This window comes from Cryobacterium tagatosivorans (assembly GCF_004402215.1).
Lineage (GTDB): Bacteria > Actinomycetota > Actinomycetes > Actinomycetales > Microbacteriaceae > Cryobacterium > Cryobacterium tagatosivorans.
This window is the reverse complement of the sequence record NZ_SOEZ01000023.1, coordinates 1-24,830: the sequence shown is the minus strand read 5'-3', so window position 1 is coordinate 24,830 and position 24,830 is coordinate 1. Positions and strand designations below refer to the sequence as shown.

21 protein-coding genes are annotated in these 24,830 nt (G+C 70.2%); 12 read left to right on the top strand and 9 right to left on the bottom strand.

Annotation, left to right across the window (positions count from 1 at the left end):
• Positions 1–41: 41 nt before the first annotated feature.
• Positions 42–473, top strand: coding sequence for a DUF2157 domain-containing protein (locus E3O23_RS04200; RefSeq protein WP_134488468.1), 432 nt, complete (start codon positions 42–44; stop codon positions 471–473).
• Between the two features lie 14 nt (positions 474–487).
• Here the strand turns inward: E3O23_RS04200 and bcp are convergent, their stop codons facing one another.
• From bcp to aroA, 3 genes are read right to left on the bottom strand one after another with little or no spacing between them, the layout of a single operon-like run.
• The gene (bcp, locus tag E3O23_RS04195) at positions 488–967 is read right to left on the bottom strand and encodes a thioredoxin-dependent thiol peroxidase (RefSeq protein ID WP_134488466.1); all 480 of its coding nucleotides are present in this window, start codon (positions 965–967) and stop codon (positions 488–490) included.
• Between the two features lie 52 nt (positions 968–1,019).
• Positions 1,020–2,069 carry a ribosome small subunit-dependent GTPase A gene (gene rsgA / locus E3O23_RS04190; RefSeq protein ID WP_134488464.1) on the bottom strand — a complete coding sequence of 350 codons (1,050 nt, stop codon included), beginning with the start codon at positions 2,067–2,069 and terminating at the stop codon, positions 1,020–1,022.
• The gene (aroA, locus tag E3O23_RS04185) at positions 2,070–3,428 is read right to left on the bottom strand and encodes a 3-phosphoshikimate 1-carboxyvinyltransferase (protein WP_134488462.1); all 1,359 of its coding nucleotides are present in this window, start codon (positions 3,426–3,428) and stop codon (positions 2,070–2,072) included.
• Positions 3,429–3,537: 109 nt separating this feature from the next.
• Between aroA and E3O23_RS04180 the strand changes: the two genes are divergently transcribed.
• Genes E3O23_RS04180 through E3O23_RS04170 form a run of 3 tightly spaced genes read left to right on the top strand, consistent with a single transcriptional unit; the run spans position 3,538 to position 6,728 of the window.
• On the top strand, positions 3,538–4,212 hold the full coding sequence (locus E3O23_RS04180; protein WP_134488460.1) for a sigma-70 family RNA polymerase sigma factor: 675 nt from the start codon (positions 3,538–3,540) through the stop codon (positions 4,210–4,212).
• Positions 4,209–4,451, top strand: a complete 243-nt coding sequence (locus E3O23_RS04175) for a zf-HC2 domain-containing protein (protein ID WP_134488458.1) — start codon at positions 4,209–4,211, stop codon at positions 4,449–4,451. The genes E3O23_RS04180 and E3O23_RS04175 overlap by 4 nt, the downstream gene beginning before the upstream one ends.
• Before the next feature lie 57 nt (positions 4,452–4,508).
• Complete coding sequence (locus E3O23_RS04170) at positions 4,509–6,728, top strand: MMPL family transporter (RefSeq protein ID WP_420897635.1); 2,220 nt, start codon at positions 4,509–4,511, stop codon at positions 6,726–6,728.
• Between the two features lie 205 nt (positions 6,729–6,933).
• On the opposite strand, the gene E3O23_RS04165 is transcribed toward E3O23_RS04170, so the two are convergent.
• Positions 6,934–10,713, bottom strand: a complete 3,780-nt coding sequence (locus E3O23_RS04165) for a multifunctional oxoglutarate decarboxylase/oxoglutarate dehydrogenase thiamine pyrophosphate-binding subunit/dihydrolipoyllysine-residue succinyltransferase subunit (RefSeq protein ID WP_134488456.1) — start codon at positions 10,711–10,713, stop codon at positions 6,934–6,936.
• A gap of 132 nt (positions 10,714–10,845) precedes the next feature.
• Here E3O23_RS04165 and guaB1 point away from each other — a divergent pair, with 132 nt between their 5' ends.
• From guaB1 to E3O23_RS04145, 4 genes are all read left to right on the top strand, one after another.
• Entirely contained in the window at positions 10,846–12,285 is a 1,440-nt protein-coding gene (guaB1, locus tag E3O23_RS04160) for a GMP reductase (RefSeq protein ID WP_134488454.1), read from the top strand.
• A 147-nt stretch (positions 12,286–12,432) separates the two neighbouring features.
• Positions 12,433–13,800 carry a hemolysin family protein gene (locus tag E3O23_RS04155; protein WP_134488452.1) on the top strand — a complete coding sequence of 456 codons (1,368 nt, stop codon included), beginning with the start codon at positions 12,433–12,435 and terminating at the stop codon, positions 13,798–13,800.
• Positions 13,797–14,858, top strand: coding sequence for a hemolysin family protein (locus E3O23_RS04150; protein WP_134488450.1), 1,062 nt, complete (start codon positions 13,797–13,799; stop codon positions 14,856–14,858). The genes E3O23_RS04155 and E3O23_RS04150 overlap by 4 nt, the downstream gene beginning before the upstream one ends.
• Before the next feature lie 69 nt (positions 14,859–14,927).
• Positions 14,928–15,302 (top strand): VOC family protein, encoded by a 375-nt coding sequence (locus E3O23_RS04145; RefSeq protein ID WP_134488448.1) that lies wholly within the window; start codon positions 14,928–14,930, stop codon positions 15,300–15,302.
• Positions 15,303–15,323: 21 nt separating this feature from the next.
• Here E3O23_RS04145 and E3O23_RS04140 read toward each other — a convergent pair whose 3' ends face one another.
• Entirely contained in the window at positions 15,324–16,415 is a 1,092-nt protein-coding gene (locus tag E3O23_RS04140) for an NADH:flavin oxidoreductase/NADH oxidase (protein ID WP_134488446.1), read from the bottom strand.
• 83 nt (positions 16,416–16,498) lie between these two features.
• Between E3O23_RS04140 and E3O23_RS04135 the strand changes: the two genes are divergently transcribed.
• Genes E3O23_RS04135 through E3O23_RS04120 form a run of 4 tightly spaced genes read left to right on the top strand, consistent with a single transcriptional unit; the run spans position 16,499 to position 20,320 of the window.
• Complete coding sequence (locus tag E3O23_RS04135; protein ID WP_134488444.1) at positions 16,499–17,356, top strand: ADP-dependent NAD(P)H-hydrate dehydratase; 858 nt, start codon at positions 16,499–16,501, stop codon at positions 17,354–17,356.
• 2 nt (positions 17,357–17,358) lie between these two features.
• Positions 17,359–18,696, top strand: coding sequence for a glycosyltransferase family 87 protein (locus tag E3O23_RS04130; RefSeq protein ID WP_241983313.1), 1,338 nt, complete (start codon positions 17,359–17,361; stop codon positions 18,694–18,696).
• 2 nt (positions 18,697–18,698) lie between these two features.
• Positions 18,699–19,019 carry a thiamine-binding protein gene (locus E3O23_RS04125; RefSeq protein WP_134488442.1) on the top strand — a complete coding sequence of 107 codons (321 nt, stop codon included), beginning with the start codon at positions 18,699–18,701 and terminating at the stop codon, positions 19,017–19,019.
• Positions 19,020–19,042: 23 nt separating this feature from the next.
• Positions 19,043–20,320, top strand: a complete 1,278-nt coding sequence (locus tag E3O23_RS04120; RefSeq protein ID WP_134488440.1) for an MFS transporter — start codon at positions 19,043–19,045, stop codon at positions 20,318–20,320.
• A 113-nt stretch (positions 20,321–20,433) separates the two neighbouring features.
• On the opposite strand, the gene E3O23_RS04115 is transcribed toward E3O23_RS04120, so the two are convergent.
• The 4 genes from E3O23_RS04115 to E3O23_RS04100 form a co-directional block, all read right to left on the bottom strand.
• Entirely contained in the window at positions 20,434–21,090 is a 657-nt protein-coding gene (locus tag E3O23_RS04115; RefSeq protein ID WP_134488437.1) for a response regulator transcription factor, read from the bottom strand.
• Complete coding sequence (locus E3O23_RS04110) at positions 21,087–22,442, bottom strand: hypothetical protein (protein WP_134488435.1); 1,356 nt, start codon at positions 22,440–22,442, stop codon at positions 21,087–21,089. Before E3O23_RS04110 ends, E3O23_RS04115 begins: the two co-directional genes overlap by 4 nt.
• Positions 22,439–23,629, bottom strand: coding sequence for a sensor histidine kinase (locus tag E3O23_RS04105; protein WP_134488433.1), 1,191 nt, complete (start codon positions 23,627–23,629; stop codon positions 22,439–22,441). Before E3O23_RS04105 ends, E3O23_RS04110 begins: the two co-directional genes overlap by 4 nt.
• Positions 23,630–23,975: 346 nt before the next feature.
• Positions 23,976–24,830: DUF4389 domain-containing protein (locus E3O23_RS04100; protein ID WP_134488431.1), on the bottom strand; the 855-nt coding region annotated here is incomplete at its 5' end.

The window sequence follows — 24,830 nt, the reverse complement described above, 5'->3', positions numbered from 1 at the left end:
AATGGTGGAGTCAAATCAATAGTTTTGTATGGGATAGTGCTGTGAACGAACAGGCAGATCAGGGGCGGGATCGCGCCAGCGAGCCCGCGCGCACCCGGCGGCCACCCTCCCTGACGGCCCTCGCGGCCCTCCTGGCGGCCGAGGCCCTGCTCCTCTGGGTGGCGGCCGGATGGCTCGTCTTCGAGCTGCTCACGGAGACGCCGGCCTCGGTATCAAGTGCCGTGGCCATCCTCGTTCTCGTCCTGGTCGCGGCGCTCTGGGTGAGCGCGATCGCCCGGGGCGCGCTGAGGGGGCGGCCGTGGATCCGTGGGGCGGCACTCACCTGGCAGCTGCTGCAGGTCTTCGTGGCGTTCGGCTGCTTCCAGGGCCTCTACGCCCGCCCCGACCTCGGCTGGGCGTTGCTCCTGCCCTCGATCGCCGTGATCGTGCTGCTCTTCACCCCGCGCGTGCTGAAGGCGACCAGGCCGGTCTAGCTGCCTGCCAACGCCTAAGCGGCGAGGCCGAGCTTTTTGCGCAGGCTCGCGACGTGGCCGGTCGCCTTGACGTTGTAGAGGGCCAGCTGGATGACGCCGGCCTCATCGATCACGAAGGTCGAGCGGAGGACGCCGGTGACGGTCTTGCCGTAGAGGTTCTTCTCGCCCCAGGCGCCCCAGGCCTTGTGCACGTCGAGGCTCTCATCGCTCAGCAGCGGGAAGTTCACGGCGTCGTGCTCCTGGAACTTCTTCAGCCGGGCCGGGGCATCCTTCGACACACCCAGCACCTGGTAGCCGGCCGCCGAGAGCGAGCCGAGGCTGTCGCGGAAGTCGCAGGCCTGGGTCGTGCAGCCCGGGGTCATCGCGGCCGGGTAGAAGTAGACGACGACCTTGCGCCCGGCGTAGTCGGCGAGCGAGACGGGCGCGCCGTCCTGGTCGGTCAGGGTGAAGCCGGGGGCCGTGTCGCCCGCTGCGAGGCGCTTGGAATCAGTCATCCCCCCACGCTAGCGGCGTTCGGCCCATCGAATTCGATGGACGAGGGACGCGTCAGTGCGAGGGGGCGGCCGCGAAGGTGGCGAGCAGGCGCTGCAGGGAGTCCAGGCGGGCCTTGCCCGTGTCGCCGAGCTCGCCGGCCTCGACGGCCTCGATGATCGCGCAGTCCGGGGAATCCGGCAGGTGCGTGCAGCCCCGCGGGCACTTCTCGGCCACCGTGTTGAGGTCGGTGAAGGCCTTGAGGATGTTGTCGGTGTTGATGTGCCCGAGCCCGAAGGAGCGCACACCGGGCGTGTCGATGACCCAGCCGCGACCGGCATCCGTCTCGAGCCGCAGCGAGATCGTCGATGAGGAGGTGTGCCGGCCCCGGCCGGTCACCAGGTTGACGACGCCGACGGCGCGTTTGGCTGCGGGCACGAGCGCGTTCACCAGCGTGGACTTGCCGACGCCGGAGTGCCCGACGAAGACCGTGTCGTGCCCGACCAGGGCCTCGGAGATCTGCTCGAGCGGCATGGCGTCGTCGCGGCTCTGGAAGACCGGCAGGTCGAGCCCGGCGAAGTTGCTGAGGAAGACGGCCGGGTCGGCGAGGTCGGTCTTGGTGATGCAGAGGATGGGGGAGACGCCGGCGTCGTAGGCGGCGACGAGGTACCGGTCGACCAGGCGGATGCGGGGCTCCGGGTTGGCGGCGGCCACGACGATGAGCATCTGGTCGGCGTTGGCGACGATCACGCGCTCGACCGCGTCCGTGTCGTCGGCGCTGCGGCGCAGCAGCGTGGTGCGGGGCACGATCCGCACGATCCGGGCCAGGCTGCCCTCGGCGCCGGTCGTGTCGCCGACGATGTCGACGCGGTCCCCGGTGACGACGGCGTGCTTGCGCAGCTCGCTCGCCCTGGCGGCGGTGACCCGGCGCTCGGTGGGCAGGTTCTCATCGAGCATGACCGTGTACCGGCCGCGGTCAACCGAGAGGATCCGCCCGGTCAGGGCGTCCTCGTGGCCCGGCCGCGTCTTCGTGCGGGGTTTGTTCCCCTTGCGGTTCGGACGCACGCGCACGCTGGATTCGTCGAACTCCGGTTCGTCGTCCTCCGGGCTCGACCACCAGGTCATCTAGTCCACTGTCCCGGCCAGCAGGCCGTGCCACAGCTCGGGGAACTGGGGGAGCGTCTTCGCGGTCGTCTGGATGTCCTCGATCTCCACACCGGGCACGGCGAGGCCGATGATCGCACCGGCCGTGGCCATCCGGTGGTCCTCATAGCTTCGCCACGGGCCGCCATGCAGCGGGCGCGGTTCGATCCGAAGGCCGTCGTCGAGCTCGGTGACCTGGCCGCCGAGGCCGTTGATCTCGGCGGCCAGGGCCGCAAGGCGGTCCGTTTCGTGGTGGCGGATGTGGCCGATCCCGGTGAACGTGCTCGGTGAATCGGCCAGGGCGGCCAGGGCGACGAGCGCGGGGACGAGCTCACCGGCGGCCCCGAGGTCGAGGTCCACGCCGTGGATGGCGTCGCCGCCCGTGACGGTCAGGCGGTCGCCGTCGCGGCTGACAGATGCCCCGAACAGCGGGAGGAGGTCGGCCAGGTGCGCGCCGACCTGGGTGGTCTCCGCCGGCCAGCCGGTGATGGTCACGCTGCCGCCGGCGACGAGCGCCGAGCAGAGGAACGGAGCTGCATTGGACAGGTCGGGTTCGATGTCGACCTCTGCGCCGCCGATCGGCCCGGGGCTGACGACCCATTCGCCCACGCCCGGGCTCTCGACCCGCACGCCGCGTCCGGCGAGGGTCTCGATGGTCATCTCGATGTGCGGGAGGCTGGGCAGGCGCTCGCCGGAGTGGCGGAGGTGCAGCCCCCCCTCGAAGCGGGCCGCGGCCAGGAGCAGCCCGGACACGAACTGGCTCGACGTGGACGCGTCGATGGTGATCTCCCCGCCGGCGAGGCGGCCCGTTCCGTGCACGGTGAAGGGGAGAGCGAGCCGCCTGTCGTCATTGATGTCGGCGCCGAGGGCACGCAGGGAGGTGATCGTGGTCGCCATCGGACGGCGCCTGGCGCCGGCGTCGCCGTCGAAGGTCGTCGGGCCGAGCGCGAGGGCGGCGACCGGCGGGAGGAAGCGCATCACGGTGCCGGCCAGGCCGCAGTCGATGGTGGTCGAGCCGAGCAGCTCGCCCGGGGTCACCCGGAGGTCGGTGCCGTAGTCGCCGGCGCCGTCGACGGCCTCGATCGTGGTGCCGAGTTGGCGGAGCGCGGCGACCATCAGGTCGCTGTCGCGGGAGTGCAGCGGAGCCCGCAGGAGGGAGGGAGAATCGGCCAGCGCGGACAGGACCAGCTCGCGATTGGTCAGCGATTTCGAACCCGGCAGCGACAGCGTGGCGGCGAGCGGGCCGGGCGCGGTCGGCGCGGGCCACGCGCCTTCGGCGTCGACAGGAGCGGAGTCACCGTAGGGATCGAACTCCGGCTTGGAATATCTCGAGATCAGCATCGGTTATCAGAATAGTCCGTACGTACGAGAGAGGGAGGTCGGGGTGGCAGGCTCAGCGCTTCTGACCCGACCGGTGATCTCCGAGCCCAACGGCTTAGGATTGCCGGTAATGACTTCAGACGCGACACTCGGCGCCGACAGGCCCGGCGCCGGCCAGCCCGATGTGGACAAGGCCGAAAAGCGGGACCTCTTCGAAGAGCAGGCCCTGCCGTTCATCGACCAGCTTTACGCTGCGGCGATGCGGATGACCCGCAACCCCTCGGACGCCCAGGACCTGGTCCAGGAAACGTTCGTCAAGGCGTTCGCCGCCTTCAAGCAATTCGAGCAGGGCACCAACCTCAAGGCCTGGCTGTATCGCATCCTGACCAACACCTTCATCAACACCTACCGCAAGAAACAACGCGAGCCCTACCAGGGAACCATCGACGACCTCGAAGACTGGCAGCTCGGCGGCGCGGAATCGACGACCGCGATGTCCAGCAGGTCGGCCGAGGCCGAGGCCATCGACCACCTGCCCGACAGCGCCGTCAAGGACGCGCTGCAGTCCATCCCGGAAGACTTCCGGCTGGCCGTCTACTTCGCCGACGTCGAGGGGTTCTCCTATCAGGAGATCGCCGAGATCATGAAAACACCGATTGGCACCGTCATGAGCCGCCTGCACCGTGGCAGGCGACTGCTCCGCGATCTCCTGACCGGCTATGCGATCGAGCAGGGTCTCGACGCCGGCCAGGCAGCGCGGCAGACCATGACAGAGAGCCGGAAGGAATCCGGGAGCATCAAATGACCGATTGTGGATGCGAGAAGGCCAAGGCCGAACTCGAGGAATACCTGCACAACGAACTCTGCGGGGAGGACGCGACCGACATTCGCGACCATCTCGCCGCCTGCTCCGACTGCAGCTACGAGCACCTGGTGGGCAAGACGCTCACCGAGGCCGTGCAGCGCGCGTGCAAGGAAACCGCGCCGGAGGACCTCCGCGACCAGGTGCTCCTGCGGTTGCGCACGATCCAGTCCGGGCACTGAAACTTTCAGTCTTTCGGACGACGCGCAGCCGCGGGCCGTCCGGATAATCTCGGTACCGTGACCAAACCAGCTGCCGCCCAGACGACTCCGCCCGCCACCGAACCGGCCCGGAAGGCGCCGCACCGGAGGACCGGCTCCGGGGTGCCCACCTGGCTCCGCGTCCTCATCCCGGTCGTGCTGATCCTGGTCTGGTTCGGGCTGTTCGGCGCGGGCGGCTCCTCGTTCGGCAAAATCAGCCAGGTCGCCACGAACGACCAGGCGCAGCAGCTGCCGGCCAGCGCGGATGCCACGGAGGTCAAGGCACTGCAGGCGGAGTTCCGCGGCAGCGACACCCTGCCCGGCGTGCTGGTCTACCAGAAGGACGCCGGGCTCACCGAGGCGGACCAGGCCGAGATCAACGGCCAGGTTGCCGAACTCGCGGCCATCGACGGGGTGGTGTCGGATTCCGTGTCGCCGGCCATCCTCGCCGACGACGGGAAGGCCGCGGAAGCGTTCCTGCCCCTGGACAATGCCGTGAAACCGTCCGACACCGTCGGCGAAATCCGCGACTACCTGGCCGCCCACCCGATCTCCGGGGTGGACGTGTACGTCACCGGTCCGGCCGGGCTGATCGCGGACCTGTCCGGCGCTTTCGCCGGGATCGACGGCATCCTGCTGCTGACCGCGCTCGCCGCCGTGCTGGTGATCCTGGTCATCGTCTACCGGTCACCCCTGCTGCCGCTGATCGTGCTCGGCACGAGCCTCGCCGCGCTCTGCGCATCGGTCCTCGTCGTCGTGGCGCTCGCCGGGGCGGACGTGCTGATCCTGACCGGGCAGACCCAGGGCATCCTGTTCATCCTGGTGATCGGCGCCGCAACCGACTACTCCCTGCTCTACGTGTCCCGGTACCGGGAGGCGCTCCGGGACCACGAGCGCAAGTGGGACGCGACCTGGGTGGCGCTGCGCGGGTCGCTGGAGCCAATCCTGGCGTCCGGTGGGACCGTCATCGCGGGGCTGCTCTGCCTGCTGCTCAGCGACCTCAACTCGAACAAGGCCCTCGGCCCGGTCTCCGCGATCGGCATCGCCTTCGCGGTGCTCGCGGCGCTGACCCTGCTGCCCGCGCTGCTGCTCTGGGCCGGGCGGACCGCGTTCTGGCCTCTCCGGCCGGCCTTCGGCTCCGCCCACCCGAGCCTCGCCGGGACCGACGCCAGGGGGCTGTGGCCGGCGGTCGCCCGCCTGGTCAGCCGGCGGGCCCGCCTCGTCTGGATCGCCTCCACGCTGCTGCTCCTCGTGGCCTCCATCGGCGCCCTGCAGTTCAAGGCAGACGGGGTGCCGCAGAGCGACTTCGTGCTCGGTGCGTCGGAGGCCCGCGACGGGCAGGGCGTGCTCGCCGAGCACTTCCCCGGCGGCTCCGGCACACCGGCCGTCGTGATCGGGCCGGAGAACGAGCTGCAGGCCATGGCCGACGTCATCCTCGGCACGGCCGGCGTCGACTCGGTCGCCGTCGTTTCCGAGGATTCCGTGAGCGGCACGCTGCCGGTCACCGCGGAGGGGCTGCAGCCGGTCGGCCCGCCCGGAACCTCCGTGGGCGAGCCCACCGTCGTCGACGGCCGGGTGATGCTCCAGGCGACGCTCGACGGCGCCGGAGACTCCCCGGAGGCCGAGGCGACCGTGCGCGAACTCCGCACCGGGCTGGCCGACGTCGACGCCGGCGTTCTGGTGGGCGGCACGACGGCGATCGCGGTCGACACCAACGACACGGCGATCCACGACCGCACCCTGATCATCCCGATCATCCTCGGCGTGATCCTGCTCATCCTCATGCTGCTGCTGCGGTCCATCCTGGCGCCGGTGCTGCTCGTGCTCACCGTCGTGCTCTCCTTCGCGGCCACCCTCGGCGTGTCGGCCTGGGTCTTCAACGGACTGTTCCAGTTCCCCGGGGCCGACCCCTCGGTGCCGTTGTACGGGTTCGTCTTCCTGGTCGCGCTCGGGATCGACTACAACATCTTCCTGATGACGCGGGTGCGGGAGGAATCGATCTCGCACGGCACCCGGCCCGGTATCCTGCGCGGACTGGTCGTGACCGGCGGGGTGATCACGTCGGCCGGGGTGGTGCTCGCGGCGACCTTCGCGGCCCTGGGGGTGCTGCCGATCCTCTTCCTCGCCCAGATCTCCTTCATCGTGGCGTTCGGGGTGCTGCTCGACACCTTCCTGGTGCGTTCCCTGCTCGTGCCGGCGCTCGCCTACGACATCGGGCCGGCGATCTGGTGGCCCGGCAAGCTGGCCCGCCGCCCGTAGCTCCGCGGCAGACACTCGCCCGCTGCCAGCGGCCGGCGACAATCGCCCTAACTGCCGAGAGTCGCCGTTGCACCGGCGATTCTGGGCAGGAACGGCGACTCTGGGCGGACATCCGGCCCGGCCGCTGGCCCCAGGGCACGAGACGCACGACAAACAGAAGGGCCGCACCTGACGGTGCGGCCCTTCTGCGTGTGCGCTGGCGCGATTAGAGCGTGAGCGCCTGGCGCAGCAGCTCGGCCTGCTCGGAGGCATGGCGCTTGGCCGACCCGGCAGCCGGCGACGCGGACGCCACCCGGGAGAACAGCCGCACGGCCCGCGGGCCGAGCTTGTTCGTCTCCAGGTAGAAGAACGGCCACGCACCCTGGTTCTCCGGCTCGTCCTGCACCCAGGCCAGCTCGGCGTCCGGGTACAACTCGGCCACGTGCTTGAGCTCGACCGCGGGCAGCGGGTAGTACTGCTCCAGGCGGACCAGGGCGATCTCCGGGTTGGGGTTCTTCTCGAGCTCGTTCAGCAGGTCGTAGTAGAGCTTGCCCGCCATGAACAGGACCCGCTTCACCTTGCTCCGGTCGGTGATGCGGGCGTCGTCGATGACCGGTTCGAACTTGCCGGTCGTGAAGTCCGCAACGTCGCTGGTCGCACCGCGCAGGCGCAACATCGACTTGGGCGTGAACACGATCAGCGGGCGGCGCGGGCGCATGTAGGCCTGGCGACGCAGCAGGTGGAAGTACGACGCCGGGGTCGACGGCCGTGCCACGGTCATGTTGTTCTCCGCGCAGAGCTGGAGGTAGCGTTCGATCCGCGCCGAGGAGTGGTCGGGCCCCTGGCCCTCGTAACCGTGCGGGAGCAGCAGCACGACGGAGGACCGCTGGCCCCACTTCTGCTCGGCCGACGAGATGAACTCGTCGATGATCGTCTGGGCGCCGTTGGCGAAGTCACCGAACTGGGCTTCCCAGAGCACGAGGGCGTCCGCGCGCTCCACCGAGTAGCCGTATTCGAAGCCCATGGTCGCGTATTCGCTGAGGAGGGAGTCGTAGATCCAGAATCGACCCTGCTTCTCGCTCAGGTTGGCCAGCGGCAGCCACTCCTGGCCGTTGGCCCGGTCGTGGAGGACCGCGTGGCGCTGGACGAACGTGCCGCGGCGGGCATCCTGGCCGGCGAAACGCACCGGGGTGCCCTCCAGCAGCAGGGAGCCGAGCGCGAGCAGTTCGCCGAAGCTCCAGTCGATGTTGCCGTTGCGGCTCATGTCGAGGCGCTTCTGCAGCAGCTGCTGCAGCTTGTTGTGCACGGTGAAGCCGGCGGGCTTGTTGTTGAAGGCGTCGCCGATCAGGTGCACGACGCCCTCGGGAACCCCGGTCGTCTCCGGCTCCCCGGCCGAGTCGTCCTGGGCCAGGCCGAGCGAGTCGGCGTCCGAGCCCCCGGGGAGGATCGGCGTCGACGAGGTCTGCGCGGCGTGCGTTTCCATGAACGCGCGCTCGAGGCGGTCCTGGAAGTCGCGGTGCGCCGCTTCGTACTCTTCCTGGGTGATGTCGCCACGGCCGACGAGGCCCTCCGTGTACAGCTTCCGGACCGAGCGCTTCGCCTCGATCAGGTTGTACATCAGCGGCTGGGTCATCGAGGGGTCGTCGCCCTCGTTGTGCCCGCGACGGCGGTAGCAGACGAGGTCGATGACGACGTCGCGCTTGAATTCCTGGCGGTAGTCGAAGGCGAGCTCCGCGACGCGGACCACGGCCTCCGGGTCATCACCGTTGACGTGGAAGATCGGCGCCTGGATGGTCTTGGCGACATCGGTGGAGTACACCGAGCTGCGGCCCTCGCCGGGAGGCGTGGTGAAGCCGACCTGGTTGTTGACGACCAGGTGGATCGTGCCGCCGGTGCGGTAGCCGCGCAGCTGGGACATCTGGAGGGTTTCCAGCACCACACCCTGGCCGGCCATCGCGGCGTCGCCGTGGATGAGGACCGGCAGGGTGGAGAACGTGCCGATCGGCTTGCGGTCCTGCTTGGCCCGCACGATCCCCTCGAGCACGCCGTCGACGGCCTCGAGGTGCGACGGGTTCGCGGCCAGGTAGACCGAGATCTCCTCGCCGTCCGCGCCGCGGAACACGCCCTCGGTGCCGAGGTGGTACTTCACGTCGCCGGAACCCTGCACGGTGCGGGGGTCCTGCGTTCCCTCGAACTCGCGGAAGATCTCGCCGTAGGTCTTGCCGGCGATGTTGGTCAGCACGTTCAGCCGGCCGCGGTGGGCCATGCCGATCGCGACCTCGTCGAGCTTGTGGTCGGCCGCGCCCTGCAGGATCGAGTCGAGCAGCGCGATGGTCGATTCGCCGCCCTCGAGGCTGAACCGCTTCTGGCCGACGTACTTCGTCTGCAGGAAGGTCTCGAAGGCCTCGGCCTCGTTGAGCTTGCCCAGGATGCGCATCTGCTCGTCGTGGGTGGGCTTGACGTAGGACTTCTCGATCTTCTCCTGGACCCACTTGCGCTGGCCCGGGTCCTGGATGTGCATGTACTCGATGCCGGTCGTGCGGCAGTAGGAGTCGCGGAGCACTCCGAGGATGTCGCGGAGGAGCATGAGGCGCTTGTCGCCGAAGCCACCGGTGACGAATTCGCGGTCGAGGTCCCAGAAGGTGAGCCCGTGGTTGGCGATGTCGAGGTCGGGGTGGCTGCGCTGCTTGTACTCCAGGGGGTCGATGTCGGCCATCAGGTGGCCGCGCACCCGGTACGCGTTGATCAGTTCCTGCACCCGCGCGGTCTTGTCGACGGCGCTGGCCAGGTCGACGCTGATGTCCGGGGCCCAGTGGATCGGGTCGTACGGGATGCGCAGGGCCGAGAAGATGTCCTCGTAGAAGTTGTGCTGGCCGATCAAAAGCTCGTGCACGATCTTCAGGAATTCGCCGGAGCCGGCGCCCTGGATCACCCGGTGGTCGTAGGTGCTGGTCAGCGTGATCGTCTTGGAGATGGCCAGGCCGGTGAGCGTCTTGACGCTCGCGCCCTGGAACTCGGCCGGGTAGTCGAGGGCGCCGGCGCCGATGATGCAGCCCTGGCCCTTCATCAGGCGCGGAACCGAATGCACGGTGCCGATGCCGCCCGGGTTGGTCAGCGACACCGTCGCGCCGGAGAAGTCGTCGGCCGTCAGCTTGCCCTTGCGGGCCCGCGTGACGAGGTCTTCGTAGGCGGAGAGGTACTCGCCGAACGTCATCGTGTCGGCGCGCTTGACCGCGGGGACCATCAGCGAACGGGTGCCGTCGGGCTTCGGGAGGTCGATCGCGATTCCAAGGCCGACATGGGCCGGGGCGATGACCGACGGCTTGCCGTCGACCTCGTCGTAGAACACGTTCTGGCTCGGGAACATCTTGAGCGCACGGATCAGGGCCCAGCCGATGAGGTGGGTGAAGGAGACCTTGCCGCCGCGGGCTCGCTTCATGTGGTTGTTCATGACGATGCGGTTGTCGATCAAGAGCTTCGCCGGGATCGTGCGCACACTCGTCGCCGTCGGGACGGTGAGGCTCGTGGCCATGTTCGCAGCCAGGCTCTTCGACATGCCGCGGAGAGGGGTGACGACGTCCTTGGCTTCCGCCGCTTCACCGTCGGTGATGACGGCCTGCGGGCTCGTGATCGGCGCGTCCGCGGGGACCGGGAGCGGCTTGGCGGCCAGCGACGTGGTGCGCGCCTGCGGCTGGGTGCCGGGAGCGGAGGCGGGTGCGGCGCTTTCCGCGGCCCGTGCCGGCGCCGGTGCGGCGGGAGCGGTGGCGGCGGCGGCAGCTGCGGGAGACTCGGCGACAGGTTCCGCCGCGGCGGGCGCAGCCGTGGTGTCCGCAGCCGCGCCGGTCGCGGTCTGGTGGTAGCTCTCCAGGATCGGCCACCAGGACTCGTCGACCTGCGTCTTGTCGACGAGGTACCTCTCGTAGAGCTCGTCGACGAGCCACTCATTAGCTCCGAATTCGCCCGACGTAGTTTCGTCGGATCCACCACCGGTCAACTGGCTAGACAAGCCGATCGCCCACTCTCTTCGTTGATTCTGAATGCGCCCCGTGCGACAGAATCGCCGGGTCAAGCTGTCTGTCCAGCCTAATCCCCCCGCGGGCTGCTGCGTTCATCGGCGCGGAGGGCTAGCTTTATTTCCATGCAGTTCTATGGAGCGTATCCAAGCAACGACCTGACCTACTCCGACGTCTTCCTCGTGCCGAGCAAGTCGGACGTGACGAGCCGGCTCGACGTCTCACTGGCGCCGGGAGACGGCACGGGCGCCACCCTGCCCATCGTCTCTGCGAACATGAATTCGGTCACCGGTCCGCGCCTGGCCGCCGCGCTCGCTCGCCGCGGCGGGCTCGGGGTCCTGCCCCAGGACATGCACCTCCAGGACCTCGACGCCGCAATCCGCTGGGTGAAGGCGCAGCCCGTCCGCTTCGACACGCCCTTCGTCTTCGCTCCCGGAGACACCGTCGCCCAGGCGCTCACCCAGGTGCCGCCCGCGGACGGCCAGGGGATCGTCATCCACGACGCCGGGGGCGAGTACCTGGGCTGCATCGTCGCGTCCCGGCTGGCGAGCGCGCTCCCGGATGCCCGCCTCGGCGACCTCCTGCACGGCACCTTCGCCTCGCTCGACGCCGACGACCTCGACGGCCCGCGGAGCGCGTTCGACCTGATGACCGCCGCGGACCTCGACTTCGCACCGGTGCTGCACCACGGCTCCATCATCGGCACCCTCAGCCGCAAGAGCGCCCTGCGCTCCACCCTGTACGACCCGGCCGTCGACGCCCAGGGTCGGCTCCGGGTGGCCGCGGCGCTCGGCCTGAACGGCGACATCGCGGCGAAGGCCAGGGCGCTCGCCGCGGCCGGAGTCGATGTGCTCGTGATCGACACCGCGCACGGACACCAGGCCGGGATGCTCAAGGCGATCAAGATCGTCGCCGACCTGAACCTTGGCGTCCCCATCGTCGCCGGCAACGTCGTGACCGCCGACGGCGTCACCGACCTGGTCAAGGCCGGCGCCACCATCGTCAAGGTCGGTGTCGGCCCGGGCGCGATGTGCACGACCCGCATGATGACCGCGGTCGGCCGCCCGCAGTTCTCCGCGGTCCTCGAGACCTCCGCCGCGGCGCGGGAACTCGGCGCCCACGTCTGGGCGGACGGCGGGGTGCGCTACCCCCGCGATGTCGCGCTGGCCCTGGCGGCCGGGGCGGCATCCGTCATGATCGGCTCCTGGTTCGCCGGCACGATCGAGGCGCCCGGCACGCTCTCAGCGGATGCCGCGGGGGCGCTGTTCAAGGAGAGCTGGGGCATGGCATCCACCAAGGCCGTCCGCCAGCGCTTCGACCGGCTCGACGCCTACCAGCTGGCCCGGAAGACGCTGTTCGCCGAGGGAATCTCCAGTTCGAAGATCTACCTCGACCCGCTCCGCCCGTCCGTGGAGGACCTGCTCGACATGATCAGCTCCGGCCTGCGCAGCTCGTTCACCTACGCCGGGGCGACCACGATCGAGGAGTTCCAGGACCGTGCCCTCGTCGGGGTGCAGTCGGCGGCCGGCTACGAGGAGGGCAAGGCCCTGCACGTGTCCTGGTGACGGTCCCGCCCGGGCCCCCGCCCGGCCGGTATAGTTGAAAGATAATGGACGACCCCCACCCTGCAGCTTCGCCCAGCCCCTGTCCGTTACCTCCTCGCCTCCGGCGCTCGCGCCCCGCGCTGTCAGACCTGACGTGCGGTGGAAGCCATGTTTGAGTGGCTGATGCTCGGCGTCGGCCTGATCCTGACCGTCGGCACGGGCCTGTTCGTGGCCAGCGAGTTCGCCCTGGTCAACCTCGACCGTTCCGACCTCGAGGCACGGCGCGACCGCGGTGAGACACGCCTGGGCCTGACCATCTCGGCGCTCAAGATCACGTCGACCCACCTGTCCAGCGCCCAGCTGGGCATCACGCTCACCACCCTGCTCACCGGTTACACCATGGAACCGGCCCTCAGCTCGCTGCTCACTCCGCCGCTGACGAGCCTCGGGTTCGCGGATGCCACGGTGCCCGTCATCGCGACGACCATCGCGATCGTCGTGGCCACCCTGCTCTCGATGATCATCGGCGAGCTCGTCCCGAAGAACTTCGCCCTGGCCCTGCCGCGGCACACCGCCAAGCTGGTCATCCCGTTCCAAACGGTCTTCACCACCGTGTTCAAGCCGGCCGTTGTCGTGCTCAACGGCAGCGCGAACGGACTGCTGCGCCTCGTCGGCATCGAACCCAAGGAAGAACTGTCCGGGGCGCGCACGGCCGAGGAACTGTCCTCGCTGCTTCGCCGCTCGGCCAGCGCCGGGCTGCTGAAGAAGGACACCGCGACCCTGCTGCACCGCACCCTGCTGTTCTCCAGCCACACCGCCTCCGACGTGATGACGCCGCGGCCGCGGGTGGCCAGCATCCAGCGCACCGCGTCGGCCCAGGCGGTCATCGACCTGGCGAAACAGACCGGCTACTCCCGGTTCCCCGTCGTCGACGAAAGCGTCGACGACGTGATCGGCATCGTGCACGTCAAGCAGGCCGTGGCCGTGCCCAGGCGACGCCGGGCGGATGTTCCCGTCTCCGCGCTGCAGTCGGAGGCCCTCCGCGTGCCGGAGACGATGAAACTGGACGGGCTCCTCGCCGAGTTGCGGGGCCGCGGCTACCAGATGGCGGTCGTGGTCGACGAATACGGCGGCACCGCCGGCGTCGCCACGCTCGAGGACCTCGTCGAGGAACTCATCGGCGAGGTGGCCGACGAGCATGACCGCACCCGCGCGGGCGTGGTCAGGTCGCCGGACTCGCTCACCTTCCCGGGCATGCTCCGCCCGGACGAACTGCTTGAGCGCACCGCGATCGTCGTGCCGGATGACGGGCCGTACGAAACCGTCGCCGGCTTCGTGATGAGCGAACTCGGCCGGCTGCCAGTGGTCGGCGACACAGTGCTGATCGATGGGGGAGAACTGACCGTGGAACGCCTGGACGGGCGCCGAATAGACCGGCTCCGCTTCACCCCCGACCGCGAGGCCGGGTCCGAGCCTCGGTCCACCGAATCCGCCGAATCCGCCGAATCCGCCGAGTCCGCCGGGGCCGACGAATGAGCGACTGGGCGGGAATCGTCTGGTTGGTGGTGCTCCTCGCCGCCAACGCCTTCTTCGTCGCGGCGGAATTCGCCGTGATCTCCGCGCGCCGTTCCCAGATCGAGCCTCTCGCCGAGGCCGGGAAACGGAGCGCCAAGACCGCGCTCTGGGCGATGGAACATGCCACCCTCATGCTGGCCACCACCCAGCTGGGCATCACGGTCTGCTCGCTGCTGATCCTGAATGTGTCCGAGCCGGCCATTCACCACCTGCTCGAGGGGCCGCTGGCCCTGACCGGGCTGCCGGACGAAGCCATCGGCGTGCTCGCGTTCACGATCACGCTGCTGCTGGTGTCGTACCTGCACGTCGTGCTCGGCGAGATGGTGCCGAAGAACCTGTCGTTCTCCGTCCCGGACCGCGCCGTGCTCATCTTCGCGCCGCCGCTCGTGCTGTTCGGGCGTCTCGTCAAACCCGTCATCGTCGCGCTGAACGGGGCCGCGAACGCGGTCCTGCGCCTGTTCGGCGTGCAGCCCAAGGACGAGGCGACCAGCACGTACACGCTGGACGAGGTCGCCACCATCGTCAGCCAGTCGACCAGGGAAGGCCTCCTCTTCGACGGCAGCGGTGCGCTGAGCGCCGCGTTCGAATTCACCAACCGAACGGTGAAGGATGTCGCGGTGCCCCTGGCGAAGCTCGTCAGCCTGCCCGAGCCGGCGAGCCCCGCCGACGTGGAGAAGGCGGTCTCCAAGCACGGGTTCTCCCGGTACGTCCTGGTCAACCCGAACCGGAGCCTCACCGGGTACATCCACCTCAAGGACGTCATCGACCTCGACGGCGACGCCTCCAGCGTCGCCGGGCAGGGCAGCTACGCCGAGCCGATCCCGGCCAAGCGCGTCCGGCAGCTGGCCTCGATCTTCGAGGGCACGGAACTCGAGGACGCGCTGGCCACCATGCGACGCACGGGAGCGCACGTGGCCAGGACGTTCACCTCGGCGGGCGAAACCACCGGGGTGCTCTTCCTCGAGGACATCATCGAGGAGCTCGTCGGCGAGGTCCAGGACGCCACCCGGCGGGAGTAGACCGCTCTCGCCCTCTCCCGGGGACCGGCGTACTGTATGCGCTGGAATCGAGAGAGAGAGGAAAAGCTCATGTTGAGTGATTTGGAAGTCATTGGTGTCCTCCCCGCCAAGGATCTGCAGCGGGCGCAAGGGTTTTACAAGGACAAGCTCGGCCTGGAGCCGGTGGAAGTGCGCGCAGACGGAGCGATGTATCGGACGTCCGCGGGGTCGTTCCTGCTCTACGAGACACCCAACGCCGGCTCCGCGAAGAACACCCAGCTGTGCTGGATCACCGACGACATCGAGGGCGAAGTCGCCCGGTTGCGCGAGAAAGGGGTCGTCTTCGAGGACTACGACTTCCCCGGACTCAAGACCGAGAACGGCATTGCGGTGACCGAGGGCATCAAGGGCGCGTGGTTCCTCGACACCGAGGGCAACATCCTGTGCCTGTCCGAACGGATCTGACCGGCAGGGTCGGCGCGCCGGTCAGGCGGCCGGCAACTGGGCGCGAAGATACTGCGGCGGCCAGTAGTCGAGTGTGACGCCGAGTTCGTGCGCGGCCCGCAGCGGGAAGTGCGGGTCGCGCAACAGTTCGCGGCCGAGCATCACCGCGTCGGCCTGGCCCGACGCCACGATCCGCTCGGCCTGTTCCGCGGTCGTGATGAGCCCGACCGCGCTGACCCTGACATCCGCCGCGGCCTTGACCGATGCCGCCAGGGGCACCTGGTAACCGGGGGCGAGCGGGATGCGCACGCCCGAGACGTTTCCGCCGGAGGAAATGTCGAAGAAGTCGGCCCCGGCCGCTGCCGCCCAGCCGGCCACGGTCGCGGTCTGCCGCTCGTCCCAGCCGCCCGGCGCGTAGTCGGTCGCGGAGAACCGGACCAGCAGCGGAACCGTGTCCGGGATCGTGGCGCGCACCGCCTTGACCACGGTGAGGAGCAGCCGGGCGCGGTTCTCCAGCGACCCGCCGAACTCGTCGGTGCGCTGGTTGCTCAGGGGGGAGAGGAACTGGTGCAGCAGGTAGCCGTGGGCGGCATGGATTTCGACGACGTCGAAGCCGGCCGCAACGGCCCGGCGGGCCGCCGCAGCGAAGTCGCCGACGACGGCGTCGATCCCGGCCGCGTCCAGGGCGCCGGGTGCGTCGTATCCGGTGAACGGCACCGCCGAGGCCGACACGGTCGGCCAGCCGCCGTCCTCCTCCGCCATCGTCCCGCGCCGATCCGTGCCCCACGCGGGCCAGATGGATGCCTTGCGGCCGGCGTGGCCCAGCTGGATGCCCGCCGCCGCCCCCTGCGAGTGGATGAAGCGCACGATCCGGGCCCAGGCCGAGGCCTGTTCGTCGTTCCAGATGCCGGTGTCGACGTCGGAGATGCGCCCCTCGGGGCTGACCGCGCTGGCCTCCGCGATGACGAGGCCGGCGCCGCCTGCGGCCATCGCGCCGAGGTGCACGAGGTGCCAGTCTTCGGGGACGCCGTCCTTCTTCGCGACCGAGTACTGGCACATCGGGGCGACCCACAGGCGATTGCGGAAGGTGATTCCGCGCAGGGTGAGGGGTTCGAACAGGGCGGAAGCAGTCACGGAGGATCCTCAGGGCGCGCGGGTCACGGTGCGGCGCGGGGCGCGACCGACCAATCGATCTCTAAACAACCTATCGTGGGGGAATGGCAAAACGGCGGGGATGGCTGGAATGGGGAGCCGAACAGGCTCGCGACTGGATCGCCGTGCCGGGGCGCTCGGACGACAAGTACTCCCGCGGCGTCCTGGGGGTGCGCACCGGCTCCGCTGATTACCCGGGCGCCGCGGTTCTCGGCGTCGAGGCGGCGCTGCGCACCGGTGTCGGCCTGGTCCGCTACCTCGGCCCTGAGCGCGCGTCGACCCTCGTGCTCCAGCGCCGGCCGGAGGCCGTCACGGTCCCCGGCCGGGTGCAGGCCTGGCTGCTCGGCTCCGGCATGAATGCCGCCACGCGCGACGCCGCAACCACGGCGGCGCTCGAGCACGCCCTCGCCGAGGGGCTGCCCACCGTCTGCGACGCCGGGGCCCTCGACCTGGCCGGCCGGGCGACGGGTCCGACGGTGATCACGCCCCACTTCCGCGAACTGGCCGGACTGCTCACCGCGGGTGGACGACCGGTGACCGCCGCCGAGATCGCGGCCGCCCCGGGTGAGTGGGCCATCCGCGCGGCCACGGAGCTGCGCGTGACGATCCTGCTCAAGGGCGCCGTGACCCATATCGCCTCGCCCTCTGGGGCGCTCCTGACCGTCTCCGCCGCGCCGGCCTGGCTGGCGACCGCCGGGTCCGGCGACGTGCTCGGGGGCATCCTGGGCGCCCTGCTCGCGACCCACTCCGCGCGCATCGAGTCGGATTCCGATTCGGTCGCCGCGCTCGCCGCGACGGCGGCCCTGATCCAGGCCCGGGCCGCCGACCGGGCGTCGGCCGGCGGTCCGATCGCCGCCCTCGACGTGGCCGAGGCGGTGCCGGCGACCATCGCCCAGCTGCTGGCCGCGCCAGGGGGAGAGTGAGCGTGAGCGTCCCGGAAGCCCCGGGGAGCATGGCCGCCGCCCCTCCGGCGCCATCCTCCCGCGCGCACCGGGCCGCGCTCTGGACGGTCTTCGGCCTCGTCCACGGCCTGATCATCCTGCTCTGCTTCACCGGCCCCGGCTGGCCGCTCGGCGATGTGGAGCAGGTCTACCGTTCCTGGGCGGAAGGGGGCGCGTCCGGCCGCTTCCAGGTCGGCATCGACACTCCCTTCGTTTACCCGATCCTCGCTTTCGTGCCGATCATCCTCGCCCTGGCCTTCGGACCGGCGCTGTACGCGGCCACCTGGCTCGGCATGGTGACGCTGCTCGACGCCGTCGCCTTCGCGGTGCTGCTCCGACGCCCGGGGAAGGCGGCGCCGCGAGCCGCCTGGTGGTGGCTCGGCTTCCTGGCCCTGCTCGGCCCCGTCGCCCTGGCCCGGATCGACGCGGTCACCGTCCCGATCGTGATCCTTGCCCTGCTGCTGCTCGCCACACGCCCGCTCTGGGGGGCGGCGTTGCTCACGATCGGGACCTGGCTGAAGGTCTGGCCGTTCGCGGCGCTCGCCGCGCTGGTCGTCGTCTCCCGGCAGCGCGGGCGGGTGCTGGCAACCGCCGCCGGAACGAGCGCCGTGATCGTGCTCATCGCCCTCATCCTCGGCAGCGGCCTCACCGTTTTCAGCTTCGTCACCGAGCAGACGGGTCGCGGCATCCAGATCGAGTCGCCGGTGGGACTGGTCTGGATGTGGCAGGCGGCCCTTGACCTGCCGGGCAGCTTCCTCTACTACGACCGGGAGATCCTGACCTTCCAGGTGACCGGCCCCGGCATCGATCTCGCCATCGCCCTGATGACCCCCCTCCTGGCGCTCACCGTCGCCGCCGTGCTGCTGCTCGGCTGGCGCGCCATCCGGGACGGCGCCTCCTTCGAGCGGCTGTATCCGCCGCTGCTGCTCGCCCTCGTCGTGACCCTGATCGCCGTCAACAAGGTCGGTTCCCCGCAGTTCATCGGCTGGCTGGCGGCGCCGGTCATCTTCGGGCTCGTCCTTCGCCCCCGGGCCTGGCGGACGCCGGCCGTGCTCGTCGCCGTCATGGCCGGGATGACCCAGCTGCTCTACCCCTCCCTCTACGACGGGCTGCTCACCGCCGAACCGCTCATGGTCCTGCTGCTCACGCTGCGGAACCTGCTCGAATTCGTCCTGCTCGGCTGGGCGATCCGGGAGGTCTGGCGCTCGCCGGCAGCCGACCGCCGAGCCGGGCTGCCCCGCCCCGTCCCGAACCCTCGTACCCCGATCCTCGAAACTGATCCACACACGCCCGATCCTCATTCCCCCGATCCGAAGGAGTAACCATGTTGGTCGCATTCTCCGTGGCCCCGTCCGGCGCCCACGATTCGCAGGGCTCCGTGCACAACGCCGTCGCCGCGGCGGTGCGTGTCGTGCGCGATTCCGGCCTGCCCAACCACACCGACTCGATGTTCACCACCATCGAGGGGGAGTGGGACGAGGTCTTCGCCGTGGTCAAGGCCGCGACAGAGGCCGTGGCCCAGTGGGGACCGCGGGTGTCCCTCGTGCTCAAGGCGGACATCCGGGCCGGCCGCACCGGCGAGCTGACCGGCAAGGTCGAACGCCTGGAGGCAGCGCTCGGACGGGCGCGGGACGTAACAGAGTAAACGTCACAACGTAGTCTGGGGGCATGCCCCTCACCACCCACGGGCCGACGCAGCTGTCGCCGGCCCGCATTCGTCTTGCCCTCTTCGCGCTCGCCCTGGGCGGCTTCGCCATCGGCGCCACCGAATTTGTGGCGATGGGGCTGCTGCCGAACCTCGCCCAGGACCTGCTGCCGGGCCTCTACCGGGCGCAGCCGGACGCCGCCAACGCGCGGGCGGGCTGGCTCATCTCCGCCTACGCCCTCGGCGTCGTCGTCGGTGCGCCGACGATTGCCGCCGCGGCCGCCCGCCGGCCGCGCAAGCAGCTGCTGCTCGCCCTGCTGATCGCGTTCACGCTCGGCACCGTCGCCTCCGCCCTGCTGCCCAGCTTCGAGCTGGTGCTCGCGGCCCGGTTCCTCGCCGGGCTCCCGCACGGCGCCTACTTCGGCATCGCGTCGCTCGTCGCCGCCGAGCTGATGGGTACGGGCAAACGGGCCCGCGGCGTCGCCATCGTGCTCTCCGGGCTGACGATCGCCAACGTGATCGGCGTCCCGGCGATCACCTGGCTGGGCCAGTCGGCGGGCTGGCGCCTCGCCTACCTGGTCGTCGCCGGAATCTTCGCCCTGACCTTTCTCGCCGTCGCGCTGGTCGTTCCCCACCAGGCCGGGAACCCGGGCAGCACCATCCGCCGGGAGCTGCGTGCCTTCGGCCGGCTCCAGGTCTGGATCGCGCTCCTGATCGGCGCGATCGGCTTCGGCGGCCTCTTCGCCGTGTACACCTACGTCGCCCCGCTGGTGATGGAGGTCACCGGCCTGGCCGCCTGGGCCGTGCCGATCGTGCTGGTTGTCATCGGCCTGGGCATGACCATCGGCAATTTCGCCGGCGGCGCGCTCGCCGACCGCAGTGTGCGCCGCACCATGTACGGGGCGTTCGGGGTCATGCTCGTCGCGCTCACCGCACTGGCCTTCTCGGCCCAGTCCGTGGCGGGGCTGCTGGTCGGTGTCTTCCTGATCGGAGCCGCGGCAGCCGCGCTGAGCCCGACGATCCAGACCAGGCTCATGGATGTCGCCCACGACAGCCAGTCGATCGCCGCGGCCCTGAACCACTCGGCGCTCAACGTCGGAAACGCGCTCGGCGCCTACCTCGGCGGCATCGCCATCGCGGCGGGGCTCGGCTACGTCGCGCCGGTGTGGATCGGGCTGGGGCTGAGCGGTATCGGCATCCTGCTCGCGGGCGCGACCTTCGCCATCGACCGGTCGCGCCGACGGCTGGGCGTAGCCGTGCCCTACGGAACCGCCGCGATCACCGTCGTGCGTGCCGACTAGCGCGAGGCCCCCACACCAACTGTTGTCCACGCGGACATCTGTGGCCGGCACACCGGCCACAGATGTCCGTTACGGGCGCACTTGCCCGGGCGGGCGGGCGGCCGGCGGGGCGGTCAGTCGGTCTGGAGCAGGATGCCGTCGCGGATGGCGCGCTTGCGCAGGGCGACCTTCGTGCCCACGTCGTGGCCGGCCAGGCGGTACTTCTCCCGGATGCGCTTGAGGTACGACTTGGCCGTTTCCTCCGAGATGCCGAGCTGGTAGGCGACGGCCTTCACCGGCTCGCCGGCCCCATAGAGGGCCATGACACGGCGCTCCTGCGCGCTCAGGCGCGGGGAGTCCCCGTCCGAACCGGCGTTGAGGGCCAGGTCGAGTTCGGCCGAGATGTACGATTCGCCGTTGTAGGCGGCGCGGATCGCCTCGACGATCATGCCGGCTTCTTCGCTCTTGACGAGGTAGCCGAGCGCGCCCGCGGCGAGAGCCTCGCGCACCAGGGCGGGTTCGGAGTACGTGCTCATGAGCACGGTCTTGACGCCCGTCGTCTTCAGCGTCGAGATCTTCAGCGACACGGGGATGTTGTCTTTGAGGTCGAGGTCGAGCAGCACGACGTCGACGGGGAAAGCGGGGTGGGTGAGCAACTCGGGCCAGGTTGTCACGGCGGCGACCATGTCGATGTCGTCGGCCGCCCCGCGGATCCACTCGGTGAGGGCACCGAGGAGCATTCGGTGGTCGTCGACCAGGGCCAAGCGGATGGGACCGTTGCTGTGTGTCACTTTTCCTCCAACTGCCTCTGCACCCCGTGCGCCGCCTGGGAATCCTGGGCGTCCGCGGGATTGTCGACGCTGCACTCGATGTCCACCCGAAGACTTCCGTCCCGAATGGTATCGACGTGAGGGCCGACTATTCGGATAGCTTGCCACGTCTCGGGGTCTACCCGGCGTCGTGGCACACCTGTCGTTATCAATTCGATCGGGAATCTTATCTTCTTGCGCGAAGCCGCGCCGTGACTGGGCGCAATCGGCCCGAGCGTGAGCGAGACCGTCGACGCGGTCCGCGCGGTGTCGCTGATCAGCAGCCAGATGGTGAGCAGGAGGGCATCGCGCTGGCCCGGCGCCAGGAGGCCGGCCAGCCCCGACGGGTCCTGCACCGTCACGGACGGGCCGAGGAACTCCGACTCCGTGACGGCGTGGTGCAGCCAGGTCTCGGTCCGCCCGTTGATGAGGTGGAGCCGAAGCTGGGTGGCGAGGGAGGCCGCGGTGGAGGAGGTCTCCGGGGCGAGCGGGAGCGGCGTGCGCCCCTGCGCGACGTCGTCGAGCAGCGTCTCGGCGTCCAGGTCGAGGCGGGCCAGCTCCTCCGAGGCGAGCATGCCGACCGCGTAGCGCGGCTGGGAGACGGTGCTCTGCACGAGGACGAGGTCAAGCTCCAGTTCCACCATCCGCCGGAACGACCGCACGATGAGCACGCCGAGAAGCGGCGGGATGACGCCGAGGGAGAGGCTGAGGATCTCGGGGGCCAGGCTGAGCAGGCTGGTGCGGTCCTCGATCAGGACGGCGAAGGCCATCAGCGCGCCGAGCACCCCGGTGGCGGCGAGCACGTCGCGGGGCTCGCGCAGGGTGACCAGGCCGGTGAGCATGGCCCCGACGGCCGGGGCGGCGGTCGGGTAGACGTCCGCGTAGGACTGGCCGGCCGACCCGGCGAGGTCGAGGATGACGACCACCGCGCCGGCGATCAGCACGAAGGCGAACAGCCAGGGCGGCATCCGGGTCGACGAGCGCTGCACGACCGCGACCGTGAAGACCGTGGCGATGACGAGGATGAACCAGGCGGCGAGGCTCGGCACCGGGCTCGGCGTGCTCGCCCACTGCACCACGAAGCGCCAGAACAGGAAGACCGCGATCGACCCGCCGCTGAAGACCAGGCCGATGCCGAGGTGCCGGCCGCCGATGCCGTTGGGGTCGGCGCGGGCCGCCTTGACGATCCGGTCGGGCCGGCGCAGCAGGCGGCGGGCGTCCGGGCGGGTGGTCCCGGGGGTCGCAGGGGCCAGGGCGTCGTCGTCCGGGGTGACGGTGGCCGGACCCAGCGCGCCCGGCCGCACAGCCCCCGGCTCGACGACCGGACGGCTCACTTGGGAACCTCGAGCACGACGGTCGTGCCGGACCCAGGCGACGAGAACAGGCGCGCGTTTCCGCCGACATCCCGGAGCCTGGCCACGACCGACTCGGTGAAGCCGAGGCGTTCGGCGCCGACGCCATCGAGGTCGAAGCCGATCCCGGCGTCCGTGACCATCGCCCGGACGGTGGTGTCATCATCCGTGATCGTCACATCGGCGCGTTTGACGCCGGAGTGGCGGCGCACGTTCTCCAGGCACTCGCCGAGGGCGAGCAGGAAGGAGTCGAGCACGGTGCTGGGCAGCAGGACCTGCCCGCTGCCGTGCCAGTCGACTTCCAGCCCCATCCGGCCGAAGCGCTGCTTGACCGACTCGAGCGTGTTGCCGAGGGTGGATTCGCTGGCCGGTTCGAGCGTGTACACGCCCGAGCGTCGCGGGGTGGGCAGCCCGCCGAGGCGCAACTGGCGCAGCAGCCGGGCGTCGTCACCGGCCTGCTCCCGCAGGGCGTCCGGGCTCACCCCGACGCCGGAGTGCGCGAGCAGCGTGAGGGTGGCCAGGACGGTGTCGTGCAGCAGCCGGGCGTCCTGCCGACGCTGCGCTTCGAGCTCACTGGCATGGCGTTCGGCGCGGTGCGCCCGGCCGATCGCGGCGATGCGCTGCATCGCACGCGGGATGCTCTGGCCCATCCACCACCCGCCCAGGGTGGTCGCGAACCAGCCGGAGATCGTCAGCGCCAGGGGAACGATGGTTCCGTGGGAGGTGACGGTGGCCGCGACGACGCTGGCCACCGTGAAGCCGAGAACCGATCCCAGGGTCACCAGCCGGGACAGGCTCACCACGAGGACGATCGCCACGGAGCTCATCGCCCCGGCGGCGACGGCCGCGATGACCGACTCCTCGACGAGGTTCATCCGGGGCTCGGGGGCTCTGCCGAAACCGATCAGCAGGATGGCGGCCATCCCGGTCAGCACCGTCATCACCACCCAGCGGATCGCGCCGGTGCGGCCGAGCAGGTAGAGCCAGCCGGCCATGGCCAGCACGAGCAGCACGGAACCGAGGAGGATGTCCGGGGCCAGGCCGCCCGGGACGAGCATGCAGAGCAGCGCCGTGGCTGCACCGGCCAGGCCGGTCGCCCGCGCCGCTCGACGCAGCAGGCGGTCGCGCTCTTTCAGCAAGCGGTCGCGCTCTGTGAAGGTGCGTTGCATGGTCGCCTGTCGTCTTCCGCGTGGAATGCGTTACACAGCACCATATCGGGCCGGAGGCGCCGACGGCGCGGGACGCGAGGCCGCGCGGAGCATCCGGACGAGGACCAGCCCGGTGACGAGTGCCATGCTCACCGCCATCAGGGCCCCGGCGAACACTCCGATCAGCACGGTGAGCCATAGCGTCTGCCCCTCTTGCCAGGGTCGCCACCGCGAAGAACACCGCCAGGCCCAGGCACCGGGCCGCCGCGGTGCCGGCCACCCACCGGCCGCTCCGGGGAAGATGGCGGCGCAGTTCCAGCCACTGCGCGTAGCCGATCGAGCAGAGGAGGTCACCAGGGTACGGCCATCAGGGCCCGGGCGGCGCCACGGCCTCGTATCGCCGGGCCGCGGCCGGATCGGTGCCGCCCTGGTCGAGCCGGAAGGGCGGATACTCGTCCCGCATCAGCGAGGTGTAGACGATCACCCGGTAGGACCACCGGTTGATCCCCAGGATCAGGGCGAACAACGCCCGCCGGTAGCGCCCGGTGAACAGCAGGATGACGGCAGCGACGAGCACCAACAGCCCGAGCAGGGACAGTCCGGCGTTCGGGCGTGCCCAGTCGTCCGGGTAGCCGTAGACGACGTAATCGTCCGTGATGTAGACGTTCGGGTTGTTGTTGGACGGCGTCCGCCAGGTCCAGCCGCCGCCGGTGAAGGCGGCCACGATCGCGAGGTGCGGGATGGCGAGCAGCCACGACTTGACCAGGACCAGGCCCCGGGAGAGGCGCTGTGGGTAGTCGACCTCGAGCTCGGCAGGGTAATCGGCGGAGGCGAGGGTGAAAGGCGGGTAGCGGTCGGTGCCGAGGGCCGAGTAGGCGTAGAAGGCGACTCGCCAGCTCCAGCGCAGCACGCCGACGTTGAACTCGAAAATGGATGCCGGGTACCGGCCGGTGAAGAGGATGGCGAACCAGGCGACGATCGTGCTCACGGCGAACGCGATCCAGAGGAACACCAGCACGAAGACGTGCGGGATGACGAGGAACCACTTGACCAGCCACATCCAGTTCGACAGCTGCGGGTCCAGTTCGCCGTACAGCCGGGCCGGGTACGGTCTGGCTTCGGCGTCGCCCGGCGGAACGGCGGTCATCGCCGCGCCGGCGCCGCCTCCGCCGACGGCTGCGGTGCCCGTGCCCGCCGCCCCCGGCGCCGCGCCCGCTCCGGG

Coding starts and splice junctions, on each gene's coding strand:
- rsgA (WP_134488464.1), bottom strand. CDS start 2,069: ATGACCTGGTGGTCGAGCCCGGAGGACGACGAACCGGAGTTCGACGAA.
- E3O23_RS04145 (WP_134488448.1), top strand. CDS start 14,928: ATGTTGAGTGATTTGGAAGTCATTGGTGTCCTCCCCGCCAAGGATCTG.
- aroA (WP_134488462.1), bottom strand. CDS start 3,428: ATGCTGATCTCGAGATATTCCAAGCCGGAGTTCGATCCCTACGGTGAC.
- E3O23_RS04155 (WP_134488452.1), top strand. CDS start 12,433: ATGTTTGAGTGGCTGATGCTCGGCGTCGGCCTGATCCTGACCGTCGGC.
- E3O23_RS04175 (WP_134488458.1), top strand. CDS start 4,209: ATGACCGATTGTGGATGCGAGAAGGCCAAGGCCGAACTCGAGGAATAC.
- E3O23_RS04125 (WP_134488442.1), top strand. CDS start 18,699: ATGTTGGTCGCATTCTCCGTGGCCCCGTCCGGCGCCCACGATTCGCAG.
- guaB1 (WP_134488454.1), top strand. CDS start 10,846: ATGCAGTTCTATGGAGCGTATCCAAGCAACGACCTGACCTACTCCGAC.
- E3O23_RS04180 (WP_134488460.1), top strand. CDS start 3,538: ATGACTTCAGACGCGACACTCGGCGCCGACAGGCCCGGCGCCGGCCAG.
- bcp (WP_134488466.1), bottom strand. CDS start 967: ATGACTGATTCCAAGCGCCTCGCAGCGGGCGACACGGCCCCCGGCTTC.
- E3O23_RS04150 (WP_134488450.1), top strand. CDS start 13,797: ATGAGCGACTGGGCGGGAATCGTCTGGTTGGTGGTGCTCCTCGCCGCC.
- E3O23_RS04120 (WP_134488440.1), top strand. CDS start 19,043: ATGCCCCTCACCACCCACGGGCCGACGCAGCTGTCGCCGGCCCGCATT.
- E3O23_RS04135 (WP_134488444.1), top strand. CDS start 16,499: ATGGCAAAACGGCGGGGATGGCTGGAATGGGGAGCCGAACAGGCTCGC.
- E3O23_RS04105 (WP_134488433.1), bottom strand. CDS start 23,629: ATGCAACGCACCTTCACAGAGCGCGACCGCTTGCTGAAAGAGCGCGAC.